Below are 17,970 nucleotides of genomic sequence, written 5' to 3'. Positions count from 1 at the left end.
ATAATGGCATTTGATTTTGCTTGATTACATTAGTTTTTTTCTTGTCATATTAAATAATAAGTTGACGCCATTGATCAAAGCATCCTGATGAAAGTTCATTTCTGGATGATGTAACCCTGGTGAGAGATCAGCGCCAAGACCGATATAGGCCGTTTTGACCCCTAAGCGTTGCGTATAAAAATGAAAATCTTCTGCTCCTGGTGTGCTGATTGCTTCTAAAGATTCTCCTAATTCTTCCATGATAGCATTTTTAGCCAAAGCGACCATATGGGCGTCATATTCAGCGGCTGGAGAACCATTAATACTGGTAATTTCTCCGACACCTCCTAAATGCTTTCCGCTATGCTCAACAGCTAGCTTCACTTTTTCAAGAATCGATTCCATTACTTTATTAGTTTGTGCCCTGATATCCATTGTTAAAGTTGCTTTATCGGGAATGGTATTAAAGGTATCACCTCCAGCGTTCAAACGAGTTACTTTAATAGAATGAGATACGTCTGGGTCTGCTTTGATGCAATTGATAGCATTTGTCAGCATAACACTGGCGTCAACCGCGTTGATCCCTAAGTGTGGTCTGGCACCATGAGCGTTCAAGCCTTTTACTTGAACATCCACTCTTTTGCTTGAACCATGGTACAGTGCAGGTGTTGCCTGGCCAAGGCGGCATTCCTGGATAGGTCTGAGATGAATGCCTACCAGTTCCTCCAATTCGTCTAATTGGCCACTGTCGATCATTTGGTTAGCTCCCAACTTTTCTTCAGCCTGTTGAAAAACCAAATAGAGTTTCCCTTGTTTAATGCCCTGTTCGCTGACTTTTTTTGCAGTTGCCAACACTATAGCGGAATGTGCGTCATGACCACAGGCATGAAAAACATACTTTATTTTGTTTTTTTCGAAGGCTAAGGCATCCATATCCGCTCTTAATCCAAAGACAGGGCCAGCTTTTCCACTGTCAAGAATACCTATGACACCTGTGCCTCCAACCTTTTCAAGTACTTGGTAATTCATTTTTTTTAGCTCTTCGGCGATGAAGCGAGAGGTTTTATGCTCTTCAAAGCCTACTTCTGGAGTAGAGTGAATTTGTTGGTACACCTTTTTTGCGTAAGCGTCTATTGATGCTGTCATTTCCTGTTGCTCCTTTCTAATGGAAGGTTGTCTTTTTTTATACTGAAACTCCTTCGCTTGGTAAGGCGAAGGAGTGGACTGCTTTCGTCATATATAGGTTATAGATAGAAAGTAAAGGGTTTTTGTATTGAATTCGGTGATTATGAAGCAAACTAAGATTTATTGGAATCTAGTTTTGCTACCGTATAGCCAGTAAAGGATAATGCAAATACCACGATGGGGGTGGTGTAATTGAAAATAGCCCATTTTGCGTAATCTAAGGTGGCTACGCCCAACACACTATAGATAAACACCCCGCAGGTATTCCATGGAATTAAGGCAGAAGTTAAAGTTCCTGAAGATTCTAGGGCGTTAGACAAGGTTTTGGGATGGAGTCCTTTTTCCTTATAGGCAGGGGCGTACATTCTGCCTGGAACCACAATAGCAATGTACTGCTCTGGCATGGTAGCATTGCTACCGATGCATGTAGCGATGGTAAGGCCAATTAAACCGGGGATGCTTTTTACCCTGCGAAGCAAGGCTTCCACAATGACCTCTAACTGTTTAGTCTGCTCCATAATGCCACCAAACATCATGGCAATTAAGGTTAGGGAAATGGAATAAAGCATACTGGTTAAGCCTCCGGAGGACAATAAATCATCAATGGTGCTCAAACCAGTTTCGCTCACAAATCCACTATAGCTTGCAGTAAGAATATCGCCAAAGTTGGCCCCTTGAAAAAGAGGGGCGAAAACAACGCCAACTAAAATGCCGATGGTGATACCAGGGATAGCCGGAACTTTTTTAGCAATGGATCCAATGACCAATACCGGTGGCAGCAGTAGAATAGGAGAGATGGTAAAATGAGATTGCAATCCATTGCGTATTTCATCAATGGCGGCTAACTCGGCTCCCGTGGTGTTAAATTGAAACCCTAGGTACAAAAACACCAAAAGAGCAATCCCGTAAGAAATAATCGTGTTGCCTAACATGAACTTAATATGAGTAAAGACATCGGTGCCAGCCATGGCAGGTGCTAAGTTGGTCGTGTCGGAAAAAGGAGACATCTTATCTCCGAAGTAAGCACCGGAAATAATGGCACCGGCGGCAATGGGAGCTGGAATCCCCAGTCCTTGAGCAATGCCCATTAAGGCAAGTCCGATAGTCCCCATGGTTCCCCAGGAAGTTCCTGTGGCTAGGGAGGTAACAGAACAAATTAAGGCAGTTGCCACTAAGAAAATGGTAGGCGTTAAAATACCCAAGCCGTAATAAATCATGGTAGGGACTACGCCAGCTAAAAGCCAAATACCAATTAAAACTCCAATAATAGCTAAAATAATCATTGCTTGTAATGCTTGATAGATCCCATCATACATGCTTTTTTCGATTTTTTCCCAGGTGAATCCAATTTTTAAGGCCATGAGGGCTGAAAATCCAACTCCCATGAGCATAGGGATATGTGGGTCAGCACCATAAACACCAATGCTAATTCCCATTACTACAATTAAAAAAAGAAAAGAAAGAAGTGCTTCGCCAATAGATGGCCTCGTTTCGGACATGAATAGAATCCCTCCAAATTGTTTTTTTATGCAAATAAACTGTCTCTTATTTTAAAAAGCAAGATTCATGCCAGAGAAGAAATAAACTTGTATTTCCGTAGAGAAGAACAGATCAAGAAAAAACGATAAAAACAGAATGGCTAGAATAGGGGGCCAAAGGTGAATAATTATAACATTCCGAAGAATTAAACGATAAATGAAATATTCATTCGAAATAATGCGAAAATAGCAAAAATAAAGGAAATAAAGAAGGATGAAGCAAAAGTGTTCGAAAACAGAACAAAAACCGCAGCAAAATAATTGGCTCTGCAAATTAATTGGCTGGCAGCTTAGGAAAGGCTATCTTTTCACCATGCAATAGGTGTGGTACAGTAACACCAAAGAAATGAGTTTGGGGGAAAGGAACTTTGAAGAATATTGAATACTTGAACAAGCTATACAAGAAGAATGCCAAGGGTGAATTTATCATTGAAGTATACATTGATAAGCTTTTATCCGCCTTTAATGAATGGGATAGTTCTTATCTGGAAATAAGGGAGCTCAATTCAAATTTAATTTATTTTATCGAAAGATGCTCCAAAGACATCCCCATTGGTCAAAGCATCGAATTACGATTTGTTGTTTCCCAAGAAAGCGAAGAACAAGAAAAAGTGCTTCGAGAAGCCTTGAAAGCAAATTTTCAATATCAATTGCATCTAGTGAAGCAGAAGTTGGATTTTTTGTATCGTAAAAGTGCCAAATACTTTACGATTGCCGTAATTTTTTTAGTAATGGCCTTCTCCATGAAGCCAGTTTTTCAGTTGAACCTTGCTGGGGATTTGCTGGTGGAAGGATTGTATATAGGTGGGTGGGTTTTTCTTTGGCAATCCATTTCTATGTTTTCCTTTGAATCATCGGATGTAGCGCATAAAAAGAGGATTTTTGAAAGGTTATTGAATTCTGGCATTGTCATAGAGTACCGCCCTTAAACTCTGAAAGGAGGGTGGAAAACCAGAGGCCTTTTGGTTCTCTGCCGCATCTTGCGGATTTTGCCGTTTTATGTCATGATAGAAAGATAGCGTTGGATAAAAAGAAAAACCATAGATCCTATATTCTAAAGAAACAGGTGAGATAAGTTATCATGAATGAACAAGTGGTGGAAAGCAGATCATCCCGATGGATGAAAGAGATAATAGAATGGATTAAAACAATTGGCTTGGCCATGATTTTGGCTTATTTAATAACTCGTGTCATTACGCCGGCTTTTGTGGTAGGCCCTTCCATGGAACCTACGTTTCTTGACAGAGACATGGTGATTGCTTTTCGAATGGCCTATTGGCAAGAATTACCGGTGCAGGACGATATTATTCTTTTTGAGTCTACGCTGCCGGACGATCGAATTTTAATCAAACGAGTTATTGCCCGAGAAGGTGATGAGCTCCTTATTAATAGTGGCAGCTTGTATGTCAATGGCCAAGAAATTGAAGAAACGTATTTAAAAGAAGAGGATTTTTATGGAAACACAGAAATGACCATTCCTGAAGGGGCGGTTTTTGTGATGGGAGATAATCGGAATCGCAGCTTGGATAGCCGAAACGAGGCCGTTGGCTTGGTGGATCATAGTGACGTTATAGGCAAGGTGATGGTTCGGATTTTTCCATTTAGTCGAGCTGGTAGGATATAAGGGAAAAGAGAAGAGAGGGATGACGGCATGGTGCTTAAAACCCTGGTGGAAAACACTGTGGTATCCGAAGATTTTCATGGTGAACATGGACTGTCTTTATACATGGAAGCTGGTGATCATAAGATTCTATTGGATGTGGGAGACAGCTCTCTTTATGGGGAAAATGCAGAGAAAATGCAGGTGGATTTGACCGCTGTGGATACAGTAGTGATTTCTCATGGTCATTATGACCACGGTGGTGGGCTTTCTCATTTTCTACATAAAAACCAACAAGCCGCGGTGTATATCAGCAAATACGGATTTGAGGACTATTATGCCAAGGATTCAAAGGGACATACAAGATACGTAGGGTTGGATCAATCCTTGAAACATCATGACCAGATAAGAGCTTGTGAAAATAGAGTGGCTATTAGCCAGACAGTAGAGATTTTTTCTGGCGTCCAGGGAAGAAAGTGCTTTCCAAGAGGCAATGCGATTCTTCTGAAAGAAGAGAATGGGGAGCTGGTACCAGATGATTTTACGCATGAACAAAATTTAGTTATCCAAGAGAAGGGGCGGCAGTTTTTGTTTGCTGGATGTGCCCACAACGGGATTTTGAATATCTTAGAGGAATATGTGAACCTATATGGTGGCTATCCAGATTATGTGATCAGTGGGTTTCATTTACACAATCACTCCACCGGAGAAGACGAAGATCCAGAAACGCTTCGACAAATTGGAGAAACCTTGAAAAAAACAGGGGCTATGTATTACACAGGTCACTGTACTGGCACAGGCCCTTTTGATATCCTGAAAGAAGTCATGGGAGAGAAGGTGGATTACCTGGCCACCGGATCAAGGTTGGAATGGTAACGATCCTAGGATGAAGCAGGGAGAGATTGCGTCGAAGGCAGTGGCATAGGATGATCCGCTCATGGCGGATCTTCTTTTGTTATATTCCTATAATTTGCGGATTTCAATTCCAAGCGGTTGTAAAAAATGATAGAATAGAAAGAAGGGTACGGACCGCAGGAAGCGTTGTTCGGCAGGGAGGCGTTAAAGAATGGGCAGTTCAATTGCGATTTTCAATCAAAAAGGTGGCGTTGGAAAAACCACTACCAATGTAAATCTAAGTGCAGCATTGGCTTCAAAAGGAAAAAAAATATGCGTGGTGGATATCGATCCTCAGGGTAATTCTACCAGTGGATTTGGTATTGACAAAAAAAGCTTGGAATACACGGTGTATGACGTACTCATTAATGAGATGAATATCCGAGAGGTGATCATTCCAACGGAATATGAAAACCTAGATTTGTTGCCTTCCAGTACACAGTTAGCAGGGGCGGAAGTAGAACTAACAGGCATGAAACGACGGGAAGTAGTTCTGAGAAATGCATTGCAGACCATCAAGGACGATTATGATTATATATTTGTGGATTGTCCACCATCTCTTGGGTTGCTAACCATCAACTCCTTGGCAGCTGTCGATCGAATTTTAATTCCAATTCAGTGTGAGTATTATGCCTTGGAAGGCGTAAGTCAGCTGATGGATACCTTTCAAATGGTGAAAAAAAACTTAAATCCTAATTTGACGATTCAAGGAGTGGTTCTAATGATGTTTGATGGAAGAACCAATCTTTCTATTCAGGTGGTGGAGCAGGTTAAAAAAGTGTTTCGCGGGAAGGTCTATGTATCCCTAATTCCCCGCAATATCCGATTGGCAGAAGCGCCTAGCCACGGAAAGCCAGTGATGTATTATGATCCGAGGTCCAAAGGGGCAGAAGCGTATATGGAACTGGCAGAGGAGTTTATTGATCTTGAGGAGGGGGATTTTTAATGGCGGGGCAATCAAAAAAAAGAGGGCTGGGAAAAGGACTGGAAGCGTTAATTCCCCATTGGCAAGATCCTGAACAGGAAGGGGAATCCGTGGAAAAAGATCAGATTCGAATGATCGAACGAGAAGAAATATATCCCAATGAAAACCAACCTAGGAAAGTCTTTGATGCCCAAGCGCTGTCGGATTTGGGGAATTCTATTCGGCAACATGGAATGATTCAACCGATTCTTGTGGCGAAAAAATCTAAAGGCTATATGATTATTGTGGGCGAACGTCGATGGCGGGCAGCTCAGGAAATTGGCATGGAAAGAATCCCTTGTATTGTTAAAGAATATACGGACCGGGAATTGTATGAAGTAGCCCTTATTGAGAATCTTCAGCGTGAAAACTTATCGGTCATAGAAGAAGCCAACGCCTATCAGTATCTCATGGAAGCCTATGGGTTGAATCATAGTACGCTGGGAGAGGCATTAGGAAAAAGTCGATCCTATGTGGCCAATACCTTAAGGCTTCTACAGCTTCATGAACCAGTGAAGCAAATGGTGAAAGATGGCCAACTCAGCGGAAGTCAAGGAAGGGCATTGCTTGGGATTTCGGATCCAGAACTTCAGGAAACATTGGCGCATCGAATACGAGACGGAAAACTGAATGTTCGACAGGTGGAGGAATTGGTTCGTCAGGAAAACAAGAAAAGCAAAGAAAAACCAACCAAGAAAAACAAGCCCAAGGATCCAGAAGTATTGGCTGTGGAGTCTCGCCTTAGGGACTATTTAAGCACCAAGGTCAACATCTCTCATAAGGGGAAAAAGGGGAAAATAGAGATTGAATATTATAGTCAAGAAGATTTGAATCGTATTCTGGATGTGCTCAATGCCAACGAATAAACCCTTTAAAAAAAGAAAGAGTGAAGCCGATGATTTACTTAGATAATGCGGCCACCAGTTTTCCAAAACCCAAAACTGTCATAGAAGCCGTGGTGCATCAGTTGGAAAAAATTGGTGGTAATCCAGGCCGATCTGGGCATAAAAGTGGATTGGCAGCCAGTCGTGGCATATATGAAACAAGACAAAAACTAGCCGAGTTACTGGGTATAGAAGATCCGACACGGTTGATCTTTACCTTTAACGCAACGGATGCGTTGAATTTGGCCATTAAAGGAGCGGTGGAGCCCGGGGATCATGTGATTACCACCTCGATGGAGCATAACTCCGTATTAAGGCCTTTGGAAACCCTAAAACAGCAAAATGTGGAAACCACCATTTTGCCAGCGGATGAAATGGGTTTCCTTAAGGTGTCAGATATGCGGCAGGCCATACAGCCAAACACCAAAATGCTGGTTATGACCCATTGCTCCAACGTTACTGGAAGCATTCAGCCGGTTAATGCCATGGTGAAATTGGCGGAAGAAAAGGGCCTTATTTCCTTGGTAGATGCCTCTCAGAGCCTAGGGAGCATCCCGTTTCAGATAAAAGAAATGAATCCAGATTTACTGGTGGCGCCAGGGCATAAAGCATTGCTAGGGCCTCAGGGAACAGGATTTTTATACATAAAGCCTGGGGTCGTATTGCAGGAACAAAGACAAGGTGGGACTGGTAGTGAATCCGAAAATCTTCAGCAACCCTTCACTCTACCAGATCGGTATGAAAGTGGCACTCAGAACGCTCATGGACTGGCTGGACTCAAAGCAGGCATCGAATTTCTCTTGGAGGAAACTGTGGAAGCCGTGCGGGAAAAGGAAAAACAGCATATCCTTCAATTGAAACAAGGACTTTCCACCATCAAAGGCATTCAATTATATGGGCCGACATCCATAGAACAGCAGGGGTCGGTGCTGCTTTTCACCCTTAGAGATCTAGATCAAACCCAGCTGGCGTATATGCTGGATCAACTTTATGGCATTTCGGCGCGAGCAGGGCTTCACTGTTCGCCTTTGGCACATCAGTCTATTGGCACCTATCCAGTGGGAGGGATTCGTTTTAGCCCTGGCTATTTTACAACCAAAGAAGAAATTGATCAGGCGTTGGCGGCAGTAAATCAGTTGGCCAACGACTTCTAATGAATTATAAAAGGAGAAAATGAGGATGATAAACTGGAATCAATTGTTTGGTGGGCAAGTGGAAATGTATGTAGGCATTAGTTTATTGGTATCTTTGGTTCTATTGATGCTGGTGCTGGTGCTCTGGGTGAATCTACTATCCTTTAAAAAAAAGTTCAAACAATTAATGAGGGGCGCCCAAGGAGAGAATATTGAAAAAGTACTGTTGGATCAGCAAAAGGCCATGGAGAATCATCATCAGACAGCCAAAGATCATGGAGAAAGAATGGAAGAAATAGAAAAAAGCCTAAGGAATTGCGTACAACGGGTAGGGGTGATTCGTTACAATGCCTTTGATGATATAGGCAGTAGCTTAAGCTACTCTGTGGCGATCTTAGACGATGGATTAAATGGGGTGGTGCTGACTGGAATTCATGGGCGATATGAATCTACCAATTACGCAAAAGAAATAAAGCGAGGCGTATCGGAACAACATTTGTCCGTTGAAGAAGTGCAGGCTATTAGGGTTGCACGGGAAAAGCATACGGCGTCTACTGAAAAATAGGGAGCACCAGCCACAAAGCTGGAGCAATAGCCCTTAGAAAAACCGGGAGGTTTTTTTTTGAAAGGAAAAGGAAGAAAAAAGAAAGCCTTTGTTGCATGGGTTCTGATGGTTTTTGTCATCCTGCTGCTAAGCAGTCCTTGGACGATTGGATGGTTGCAGCAATATGTCTTTAGAGGAGAGCAGGAACTGTATTTACAACGTGAGGTGGCGATTCCCTATAGCGGAAACTGGAAAATTGGCCGAGGTCAAGCAGGGGTATATGTCGTAAGAAATGCGGAAGTTCGCTACTTTCATCAGTCGGGACAACAAGATTGGACCTTGGGAACTGAAAATATGGCCCATGTTGCGGCGCTAAAAGGAAATCGGATTGTTATTTTGGAGAATTCGCCTAGGTACTTATTGGCCCTTAATGAAGAGGGTCATATGTTGTATCAGCAGGCATTTAACCGGTATGTGGAATGGATGGTCAGCGACGCAGATCACCATCTCCTCATGGGGCATCCAGAAGAAGATGGACTGATGCCTTTTACGGTGTTGGATAATCATGGACGGGTGATGGGAAGCATTTTATTGCCACGAACCAATGTGCTGAGCGGCTCTATTCATTCATCTCAAAACAGAGTGTTGTTGAGTATGTTGGAAACCAGTTCTCGGGGATATGAATCTGTTTTGTTGATGACGGATATGCAGGGGGTATTAGAGTCTTCCTGGTCTTTTCCTCAACAGGTTATCTTTGATGCTAAATACCATCATAACCAAGTTTCCATCTTGTTTGATGACCAACTGCAAGTGATGACAGCGCAAAAGGAAATACTAGAAGAACAGCCTGTTGACGCATTTTATTTAAAGCAATATAGTGGAAGGGCCTGGGTCCTTATTCATCGCCATGAACAGGTGGAACCAGGGGAACCAGGAGAACCGGGGGAACCAGGGGAAGATGTAGAAGAAGAGGTTAGAGGGAAAATCAGTTTTTTGACGGTGGACGGAAAGAATAAACGAGAAAAATTCATTTCTATGGATGTTTCTGGACTGGATGCCAATGAAAACTACATTCTCCTCTACAATTCACGACAGCTTAGGCTTTATAATCACCAGTTGGAACGTGTGGCATCTCATGTTGTTTCCAGTGATATCGAAAAAGGATTTGTGCTGGAAGACGGTACGGTGGCGTTGCAAACCCGAGGTGAAATACTTTTTTATGAAATGAGGTGAAGGGATGAGCTGGATAGATATCTTGATTATGATCATTGTTGGATGGAATCTGTTTCGAGGATATAGCCGTGGCTTAATCCTTACCATTGCAAGTTTGGCCAGCTATATAGTGGGATACTGGGCTGCTCAGCAATACAGTCATTTGGTCATGGAACGATGGATTGAAATGCCTTCTATGGTGGCACCTTTTAGAAAATGGGTTCATGGATATCTGGAGTCCCGCTGGGAAAGGCCGCAAACCAGCCATTTAACAGAAGAAACCATGCATGATTTTTGGCAACAACTGCCAGTTCCCTCTGTTGTCCAAAAATGGATCCCTGAATATGGAGAAATGAGTGGAATAGATACTTCCATGCTCTTAGCAGAAGATTGGATGCTGGCCCAAGCCACAGAAGCATTGCTTCATTTTTTTATCTCCTTTTTTTCTTTTGTGCTGGTGTTTTTAGTCGTTAAGCAACTGGTATATATAGGAGGTTTGTTTATTAATGGATTGTTTAAATTGCCGCTGCTTAACATGGCTAATCGCACAGGTGGGTTGATGACAGGTTTGCTTCGAGGTTTCATTGTGATCTGGTTGATGACCATTTTATTGACGCCTTTTGCGGCGGCTAATGCTCAAGGTGCTGTGGCAGAAGCGCTTCGCCAATCCTTGTTGCTTCCTTGGCTCAACAATATGATGCCCAGTGTTTTTGGAGTTACAGGAACCTTGAATCCATCATAAACCGTTATTTAAGGACGGCGGTGATGCAACTTCCGCAGATAAAACCCAAGCGGCTGGCCGCCAGCGGATAAAACTAAGTAAGGGGTGAAATACCATGAGCTATAAAGCGCTTTATCGAAAGTGGAGGCCTGAAGTTTTTGAAGAATTAATGGGACAGGCGCATATTGTCCAAACGCTAAAAAATCAAATTGCCGCCGATTCCATTTCTCATGCATACCTATTTTCTGGAATAAGAGGAACTGGAAAAACCTCTACGGCTAAAATTTTTGCCAGAGCCATCAATTGTTTAAATCCACATGATGGCAATCCCTGCAATGTATGTGAAGTATGTCGTGGAGTGCTTTCGGAACAGTTAATGGATGTGTTGGAAATTGATGCTGCCTCCAATAATGGAGTAGACCATATTCGGGAAATTCGAGAAAATGTCAAATATCCACCCATAAAAGGAAGGTACAAAGTATACATTATCGATGAGGTTCATATGTTGAGCTCAGGGGCCTTTAATGCTTTATTAAAAACACTGGAAGAGCCGCCGGAGCACGTGGTGTTTGTCTTAGCCACAACGGAACTCCATAAAATACCAGCAACGGTTTTATCTCGGTGCTTACGGTTTACCTTTAAGCCTATTTCCATGGAAGAGATTAAAAATCGTCTGGGAACAATCTGCCATTCCTTAGATATGGTGTGCGATGAGGGAGCCTTAACAACCATAGCCATTAATGGAGAAGGTGCTTTGCGGGATGCCCTTAGTATTCTGGACCAGTGTATTGCCTATCATCCAGGAGAATTGTCTTACGAAAATGTTATTGAAGTCTTGGGAAGCATCAATGAAGACCTGTTGTTTCAGATGGTAAACCATATGGCTGCCAATGAGGCCATTGAAGTAGCAAAACTCCTTCAATCTCTCTACCTTGATGGAAAAGACATGAAACAACTATTATCCGATTTAATGAAGCATTTCCGTTGGCTGCTGATGGCATCTTTGGAAGCCGAAGTAGAGGGGTGGGATGCCATGCCAGAGGCCAAACGAAACAAGCTGCTGGGGCAAGCAGAAGCATTTACGCCTATTCAGATCACAGAGATCATTAGATCCATGGCAGATATTGAGTTTTCCATGAAGCGATCCTCACAACCCTATATTTTACTGGAAAGTGGAATCATTGCTTTGGCTGCTGCTGTGGAAGAAACACCATCTGTCAGGAAAAAATCTGGGGAATCGGATCCAAAGCCAGTCACCCCAACAAAGCCATCTGCCCCATCAAAGAAAGCAACGCCGACAGTTGAAAAGCAAACAGTTGCGACGCCGCCATTGGACTCGGAGAAACAAGTCAAAAACCCTGCGTCTCCAACTTTAGAGTCGGTGCAGCAGCAATGGCCAGAAGTCTTGGAACGCATGAAGATGGATAAAAAGGCATCCATACAGGCCATGGCAAGAGAAGGGCGAATTGTGGATTTAGAAGAGAATACGGCTTTTTTGGGCTTTGATCCAGAACATAGCTTTCATTATGGCAAGTTGGATCGAGAGGATATTCGATCCTATATGTCACGGCTTTTAAAAGAAGTGACGGGTTATTCCTTGAGACTGAAGCTTCGATTGATGGAAGATACCCATACAGACGCCAAGGGAAATCAAGGTCAGATACAGGACCAACTAAAGGAAGCTGTGCCAGAGGATTTACTGGAAATTATTGAGGAAGAGTAAGGAAAAGAAGAGGATATACGCGTAAGCCTTAATAGCTCTATCAGATATGTTATAATAGAGAAACGATCCAAAAAACAAAATGAAGGAAAAGGAGTGACCACATAATGGGTAAAAGAAAATTTGGCGGTGGCGGAGGCGGAATGCCTGATATGAACGCGATGATGAAACAAGCCCAGCAAATGCAGAAAAAAATGGCAGAACTTCAGGAAGAACTGGAATCACGAGAATTTGAAGCTACGGCTGGTGGAGGTGCTGTAAACGTAGTCGTAAGCGGCAAAAAGCAAATAAAAAACATCGGGATTAAACCAGAAGTAGTAGATCCAGAGGATGTGGAAATGTTGGAAGACTTGGTAATGGCGGCTGTTAATGAAGCACTTCGAACAGCAGATGAAACCGTTAATCAGGAAATGGGCAAACTAACAGGCGGCATGGGAATGCCACCAGGATTATAAAAAGAATAAACAGAGCCAGACCAAAAGAAAAGAAGCGGGGAGAAATCAATGCAAGAATTTACAACGCCCATTGCTGGGTTAATTGAAGCCTTTAGTAGATTGCCGGGCATTGGGCGTAAAACCGCTCAACGCTTGGCTTTTCATGTTATTAGCATGGATGCCAAAGAGGTGACTCAGTTGGCTAGGGCCATCGTTGAAGCGAAAAAAAACATTCGTTATTGTGGCCATTGTGCCAATTTTACGGATACGGAAACATGTGCTCTTTGCAGCAGTCCAAAACGGGAATCCACGACTATTTGCGTCGTTGAAGATCCTAGAGACGTGGCAGCTATGGAAAAAACCAGGGAATACAAAGGACTCTATCACGTATTGCATGGAGCAATTTCTCCTTTGGAAGGCATAGGACCGGAAGACATCAAGATAAAAGAGCTGGTAGACCGAGTAGGTGCTGAAGCCGTAGAAGAAATTATCCTAGCTACCAATCCAACCATTGAAGGGGAAGCCACGGCTATGTATCTGGCACGGTTGTTTAAGCCAATGGGGATTAAAGTGACGCGAATTGGGTATGGGATTCCTGTCGGAGGCGATTTGGAATATGTGGATGAAGTGACGCTTTTAAAAGCCATGGAGGGTCGGAAAACGCTATGAAGATTGGATTACGAACTATTAAGACCAGCATTGCCGTAACCATCGGCCTTTTTGCTGTAGCCTTGCTTAACTTAGAAAGCCCCTTCTTTGTAACCATTGCAGCCCTTATTGGAATGCAGCCTACCATTGCGGATTCATGGGTGGTGGGACGCAACCGGATGATGGGAACCGCCGTAGGAGCCGTTTTTGGTATGGTATTAGCCATCTGGCTTCCGCCTAACCCTATCTTGGCCGGCTTTGGGGTTTTGGCCCTGATTTGGTTGATGAATCTGATAAAAACCCCAGAGGCGGTTGTCATCAGTTGCATTGTTTTTGTGGCGGTCTTTGTGGAAGCTGGAAATGGTGCCATTGCCTATGCCCTGAGCCGTCTTTTTGATACGGGGGTTGGGTTAGGGATAGCCCTTGTGATTAATTACTTTTTTATGCCACCCACCTATGATCGCCAGGTGTTGCAGGAAATTCGAAAGGCAGCACCGGAAATTATTAAAGCCCAGAACAGAATGCTGGGCGTGTTAATGAGACGTGAAAATATAAGCTTAGATGAGTTGCAGGCAGAAATAGATAGCATCGAAGAAAGTCAGATTGAAATTAAAAAACTGGTAGAATTGCAAGAGAAAGAAGAAAAACTGAAGGTGCATGGTGAAATGCATATCAAAGAAGTGATGTTGGTGTTTAAATTGATCTCAGAAATGACCCAACATTTACAAAACCTGATGGGCATTGTAGAAAAAGGAGTATCCCTTAGTATTATGCAGCCCATGGAAAAAGAATTGGTTGCCGTGTATCAGGATCTGAAAAACATAGAGAAAGATCTGGATAGTGGAGGTATGCCTCTTTCGGATCGCTTAGAAGAAATTGAAGAACATGTCAATAAAATAAAGAAAAAAATTAAAAATCAGGAAACTGCCGTTCCGCTTTCCGTTGAAGAAACAATTAAATTCTTAGTAGTGCTGTATAATGTAGAAGAGATACTTTCCAAAAGCAGCATTATATTTAGCTATTCGACGGATTAGACAGTTAAAACGGTAGGATTGATTCACTGAGGAGCGAGTGCGTTGGAACAGCGAGAACATAGAAAAGCCATGATGGAGGCTGCCATGATTGCCGCCTTGACTACTATATTTGTTTTAGGAACCCTCTACATTCCATTATTATCCATGTTGCTGGTACTTTTGCCGGTGCCATTCTTGGTGCTGGCAGCCCGCAGAGCCACTCGGTATGGCTTTTTTTCTTTTATGGTCACCACCTTGCTCATTGGAATCCTTACGGGGATTCTATACAGTGTCTTTATGATGGTTGTTTTTGGCCCCATGATTCTCGTCATGGGGGCATGGATTCGGCGAGAAAAACATTCCCATGAAATTATCTTTGCAGGAGCTGCAGCTTCTTCAGCAGCAACCTTCTTTTTGATCTACCTTATTGCACGAACCAGCGGCATTCAATTGGCTGTAGAACTTGGCCAAGTCTTTGAATCGGCTTTAGAGCATCAAATCCACTCCCTGCAGCATCTTAATATGGATATACTAGCCGTGGAAGAATTGATTCACTATATGTTATTGATTTTTCCGGCACTGATTATGGTACAGGCACTTTTTGGCGCATTTCTCAACTACTATATGATGATCGCTATCCTGCGGAGAAGTGGCGGATATCCAAAAGAATTACCAGAGTTTAGTAAGTTTAAACTGCCAGGCCATGTGGTGATGGGTTCTTTTTTGGTACTAATGCTGTCTTGGTTAACGGGCTACATAGATCGTTTTAACACCGAAGGATTGGTAGCCAATGTGGTGCTGCTGATTGTAATGGTATTCTTTATGCAAGGGATTTCTCTTATTAGTTATTGGATTAAAGGAACGAGAGTTCCTAAATGGCTTCGGATTCTTGTGTTGATCCTGTTGGTGTTGTTAAGCCCCATTATTACCTTGATTGCTTTTTTGGGGTTGATTGACTCTATGGCGGATTTTCGTAAGTTGACATCCTAAGCACAGGCATAGCATCTTTGTTCAAGGAGTGTCCACAATGAAGAAAAAAAATAGATTGTTCCAAATACTAATACCGGACACCCGTATTTATATGATTATTATCACGGTGTTAATTGTGTTGATTGCATTTTACAATCGACCCATTGGGATTGTTGGGATTTTTTTGCTTGCCTATTTGTTGATGTATAATCTACGGGTGAGCAATATGAAAAAAAAAGAATGGACAGACTATATCGAGCGTCTTTCTACGGATATTGATTCCGCCACCAAGCAGTCTATCCTCAATATGCCCATTCCCTTAAGTATGGTGGAAATTGATGGGACGGTGACCTGGTACAATCAAAAATTTACTGGGATCCTACAGGAAAAAGATTTGCTGGAAAAAAACATCCATGATTTGGTGAATAATTTTGATTTACATGAGTTGATGAGAAAAGATACACCAGAAATTGGACATGCACGTATCGACAATAGAAGTTATAAGGTGCTGTTTAATGTGGTGCGGCAACAGGGCATCCAAGGGTCGGATTATTTGGTGGTATTATACTGGATCGAGAATACGGCTTTTGAAAACCTGAAAAAGAAATACAATCAGGAAAAAATGGTGGTAGCCTTAGTGCAAGTAGACAATTATGATGAAGTGATGAAAAGCACAGAAGATGTTAACCGAGCCAAAGTGTCAGCAGATATTGATCATCGCACCCATGTCTGGGCAGCCAAACTCAAAGGGCTTACCAGAAAATATGAACAGGATAAATATATTGTTATTTTTGAATATCAATATTTGGAGAATCAAGAGGTAAAACGATTTGAAATCTTGGATGAAGTTCGTGAAATACAATTGGGCAACCAGATTCCCCCAACCTTGAGTATTGGGGTGGGAACCATGGGGAAGGATTTTCAGGAGTGCATGGCCTATGCCAATACGGCTAAAGATTTATGCTTAGGCCGTGGTGGCGATCAAGTGGCAGTGAAGAAAAACGATGATATAAAGTTTTATGGTGGAAAAAGCAAAGCCGTTGAAAAACGGACAAAAGTAAAAGCCCGTGTTATTGCCTATGGCCTGCGACAACTGATGGAACAATCGGAGATTGTATTGGTAATGGGCCATAAAAATGCCGATTTAGATGCCTTGGGAGCAGCTCTTGGGATCTATAGAGCAGCCAAAAATCGGAAAAAGGAAGCCTATATTGTTTTAAATGAAAGCAATCCATCCATTGAAGTGCTGTATCAACGAATGATGAAGATTCCAGCCTATCAAAAAGCCGTTATTTCCTGCCAGGAGGCGCAAAAATTGCAGTTGGCTAAAAAGACCCTAGTGGTGGTGGTAGACACTCACCGGCCGGTGTATACAGAATGTCCGGAATTGTTGAAGGAAGATACGAAGATCGTTTTGATTGATCATCATCGTCGCAGTACGGATTTTATTGAAAACCCAATTCTTACGTACCATGAAACCTATGCTTCATCTACCTGTGAGATGGTAACAGAGATTATTCACTATATGGAAGAAAAACTGCATTTAGAGAGCCTAGAAGCAGAAGCCCTTATGGCTGGTATTGCCTTGGATACAAAAAACTTTACTTTTAAAACTGGAGTGAGGACCTTTGAAGCTGCATCCTATCTTCGTAGAGCTGGAGCCGACACCACCTTGGTACGGCAAATGTTTCAAGATGGGTTAGATTCCATTGTCTCCCGAGCAGAAGTAGTGAAAAAAACAGAATTGATATTAGAGAAGATTGCCATTGCAGTGAGTGATGATGAATCAGAAAACGCTAATTTAGTAGCGGCTCAAGCTGCGGATATCATGTTGAATATACGTGGCGTCAAAGCGTCTTTTGTACTGGGGAATGATCCCAAAGGCTTTGTCTTTATTAGTGGACGTTCTTTAGGGGATATTAATGTACAGGTAATATTAGAAAGATTGGGAGGCGGAGGTCATATGACCGTAGCCGGTGCTCAATTGAAAGATGTGAGTATGGAAGAAGCCAGAAATACGTTGATACAATCCATTGAACAGGTTTTAGAAGAAGAACAAGAGGAGGAAGAATCATGAAAGTAATTTTACAGCAAGATGTTAAAGGGCTCGGAAAAAAAGGTGAAATTGTTGAGGCCAGCGATGGACATGCCCGAAATTTTTTGATACCCAGAAAAATGGCAGTTCAAGCCAGCTCTAGCAATGTCCATGAAGTACAGCAGCAAAAACAAGCTCAGGCCAAACGAAAAGCAGAAGAGCTGGAAAAAGCCAAGGCCTTGAAAGCACAGTTGGAAGAGTTGACCGTTACCATTCAAACCAAAGCTGGTGAAGGCGGCAGGTTATTTGGGTCTGTGACCAACAAAGAAATAGCAGAAGCCCTGGAAAAACAGCATAAAATAAAGATAGATAAACGGAAAATCACCATGACAAATCCCATCAAAGATTTAGGGGATATTACAGTAGAAGTTAAGGTATACCCCAATGTTAGTGCTAATATGAACGTAAAGGTGCAAGCAGAGTAAACTGGAAAAGAA

At 42.5% G+C, this 17,970-nt stretch carries 18 protein-coding genes; 16 read left to right on the top strand and 2 right to left on the bottom strand.

The window, feature by feature from the left end:
- Nucleotides 1–24 precede the first annotated feature (24 nt).
- Nucleotides 25–1,125, bottom strand: a complete 1,101-nt coding sequence (locus tag ACZ47N_RS05990) for an amidohydrolase (RefSeq protein WP_464888227.1) — start codon at nucleotides 1,123–1,125, stop codon at nucleotides 25–27.
- 152 nt (nucleotides 1,126–1,277) lie between these two features.
- A complete protein-coding gene (gene nhaC / locus ACZ47N_RS05985) occupies nucleotides 1,278–2,663 on the bottom strand; it encodes a Na+/H+ antiporter NhaC (RefSeq protein ID WP_464888226.1) in 1,386 nt (461 codons plus the stop codon).
- A gap of 407 nt (nucleotides 2,664–3,070) precedes the next feature.
- Here nhaC and ACZ47N_RS05980 point away from each other — a divergent pair, with 407 nt between their 5' ends.
- From ACZ47N_RS05980 to rplI, 16 genes are all read left to right on the top strand, one after another.
- On the top strand, nucleotides 3,071–3,631 hold the full coding sequence (locus ACZ47N_RS05980; RefSeq protein WP_464888225.1) for a hypothetical protein: 561 nt from the start codon (nucleotides 3,071–3,073) through the stop codon (nucleotides 3,629–3,631).
- 152 nt (nucleotides 3,632–3,783) lie between these two features.
- A complete protein-coding gene (gene lepB, locus ACZ47N_RS05975; RefSeq protein WP_464888224.1) occupies nucleotides 3,784–4,326 on the top strand; it encodes a signal peptidase I in 543 nt (180 codons plus the stop codon).
- A 27-nt stretch (nucleotides 4,327–4,353) separates the two neighbouring features.
- Nucleotides 4,354–5,178: an MBL fold metallo-hydrolase gene (locus ACZ47N_RS05970; RefSeq protein ID WP_464888223.1), complete on the top strand. Its 825-nt coding sequence runs from the start codon at nucleotides 4,354–4,356 to the stop codon at nucleotides 5,176–5,178.
- A 190-nt stretch (nucleotides 5,179–5,368) separates the two neighbouring features.
- On the top strand, nucleotides 5,369–6,142 hold the full coding sequence (locus ACZ47N_RS05965; RefSeq protein ID WP_464888222.1) for a ParA family protein: 774 nt from the start codon (nucleotides 5,369–5,371) through the stop codon (nucleotides 6,140–6,142).
- Nucleotides 6,142–7,026 (top strand): ParB/RepB/Spo0J family partition protein, encoded by an 885-nt coding sequence (locus tag ACZ47N_RS05960; protein ID WP_464888221.1) that lies wholly within the window; start codon nucleotides 6,142–6,144, stop codon nucleotides 7,024–7,026. Before ACZ47N_RS05965 ends, ACZ47N_RS05960 begins: the two co-directional genes overlap by 1 nt.
- Nucleotides 7,027–7,055: 29 nt before the next feature.
- Nucleotides 7,056–8,198, top strand: coding sequence for an aminotransferase class V-fold PLP-dependent enzyme (locus ACZ47N_RS05955; protein WP_464888220.1), 1,143 nt, complete (start codon nucleotides 7,056–7,058; stop codon nucleotides 8,196–8,198).
- Between the two features lie 25 nt (nucleotides 8,199–8,223).
- Nucleotides 8,224–8,742, top strand: a complete 519-nt coding sequence (locus ACZ47N_RS05950) for a DUF4446 family protein (protein WP_464888219.1) — start codon at nucleotides 8,224–8,226, stop codon at nucleotides 8,740–8,742.
- Between the two features lie 57 nt (nucleotides 8,743–8,799).
- Nucleotides 8,800–9,954 (top strand): hypothetical protein, encoded by a 1,155-nt coding sequence (locus ACZ47N_RS05945; protein WP_464888218.1) that lies wholly within the window; start codon nucleotides 8,800–8,802, stop codon nucleotides 9,952–9,954.
- Nucleotides 9,955–9,958: 4 nt separating this feature from the next.
- Nucleotides 9,959–10,675 carry a CvpA family protein gene (locus ACZ47N_RS05940; RefSeq protein ID WP_464888217.1) on the top strand — a complete coding sequence of 239 codons (717 nt, stop codon included), beginning with the start codon at nucleotides 9,959–9,961 and terminating at the stop codon, nucleotides 10,673–10,675.
- A 94-nt stretch (nucleotides 10,676–10,769) separates the two neighbouring features.
- Nucleotides 10,770–12,377, top strand: a complete 1,608-nt coding sequence (dnaX, locus tag ACZ47N_RS05935) for a DNA polymerase III subunit gamma/tau (protein ID WP_464888216.1) — start codon at nucleotides 10,770–10,772, stop codon at nucleotides 12,375–12,377.
- Between the two features lie 104 nt (nucleotides 12,378–12,481).
- The gene (locus tag ACZ47N_RS05930) at nucleotides 12,482–12,829 is read left to right on the top strand and encodes a YbaB/EbfC family nucleoid-associated protein (protein WP_464888215.1); all 348 of its coding nucleotides are present in this window, start codon (nucleotides 12,482–12,484) and stop codon (nucleotides 12,827–12,829) included.
- A 48-nt stretch (nucleotides 12,830–12,877) separates the two neighbouring features.
- Nucleotides 12,878–13,477 carry a recombination mediator RecR gene (gene recR, locus ACZ47N_RS05925; RefSeq protein WP_464888214.1) on the top strand — a complete coding sequence of 200 codons (600 nt, stop codon included), beginning with the start codon at nucleotides 12,878–12,880 and terminating at the stop codon, nucleotides 13,475–13,477.
- Nucleotides 13,474–14,490: an FUSC family protein gene (locus ACZ47N_RS05920; RefSeq protein WP_464888213.1), complete on the top strand. Its 1,017-nt coding sequence runs from the start codon at nucleotides 13,474–13,476 to the stop codon at nucleotides 14,488–14,490. The genes recR and ACZ47N_RS05920 overlap by 4 nt, the downstream gene beginning before the upstream one ends.
- Nucleotides 14,491–14,532: 42 nt before the next feature.
- Complete coding sequence (locus ACZ47N_RS05915) at nucleotides 14,533–15,459, top strand: DUF2232 domain-containing protein (RefSeq protein WP_464888212.1); 927 nt, start codon at nucleotides 14,533–14,535, stop codon at nucleotides 15,457–15,459.
- Nucleotides 15,460–15,496: 37 nt separating this feature from the next.
- Nucleotides 15,497–17,515 carry a DHH family phosphoesterase gene (locus ACZ47N_RS05910; RefSeq protein ID WP_464888211.1) on the top strand — a complete coding sequence of 673 codons (2,019 nt, stop codon included), beginning with the start codon at nucleotides 15,497–15,499 and terminating at the stop codon, nucleotides 17,513–17,515.
- Nucleotides 17,512–17,958, top strand: a complete 447-nt coding sequence (gene rplI, locus ACZ47N_RS05905; protein ID WP_464888210.1) for a 50S ribosomal protein L9 — start codon at nucleotides 17,512–17,514, stop codon at nucleotides 17,956–17,958. Before ACZ47N_RS05910 ends, rplI begins: the two co-directional genes overlap by 4 nt.
- The last annotated feature ends 12 nt before the right edge of the window (nucleotides 17,959–17,970 follow it).

The sequence above is a fragment of the Tindallia texcoconensis genome, assembly GCF_055383815.1.
This window is presented reverse-complemented; position numbering and strand designations above follow the sequence as displayed.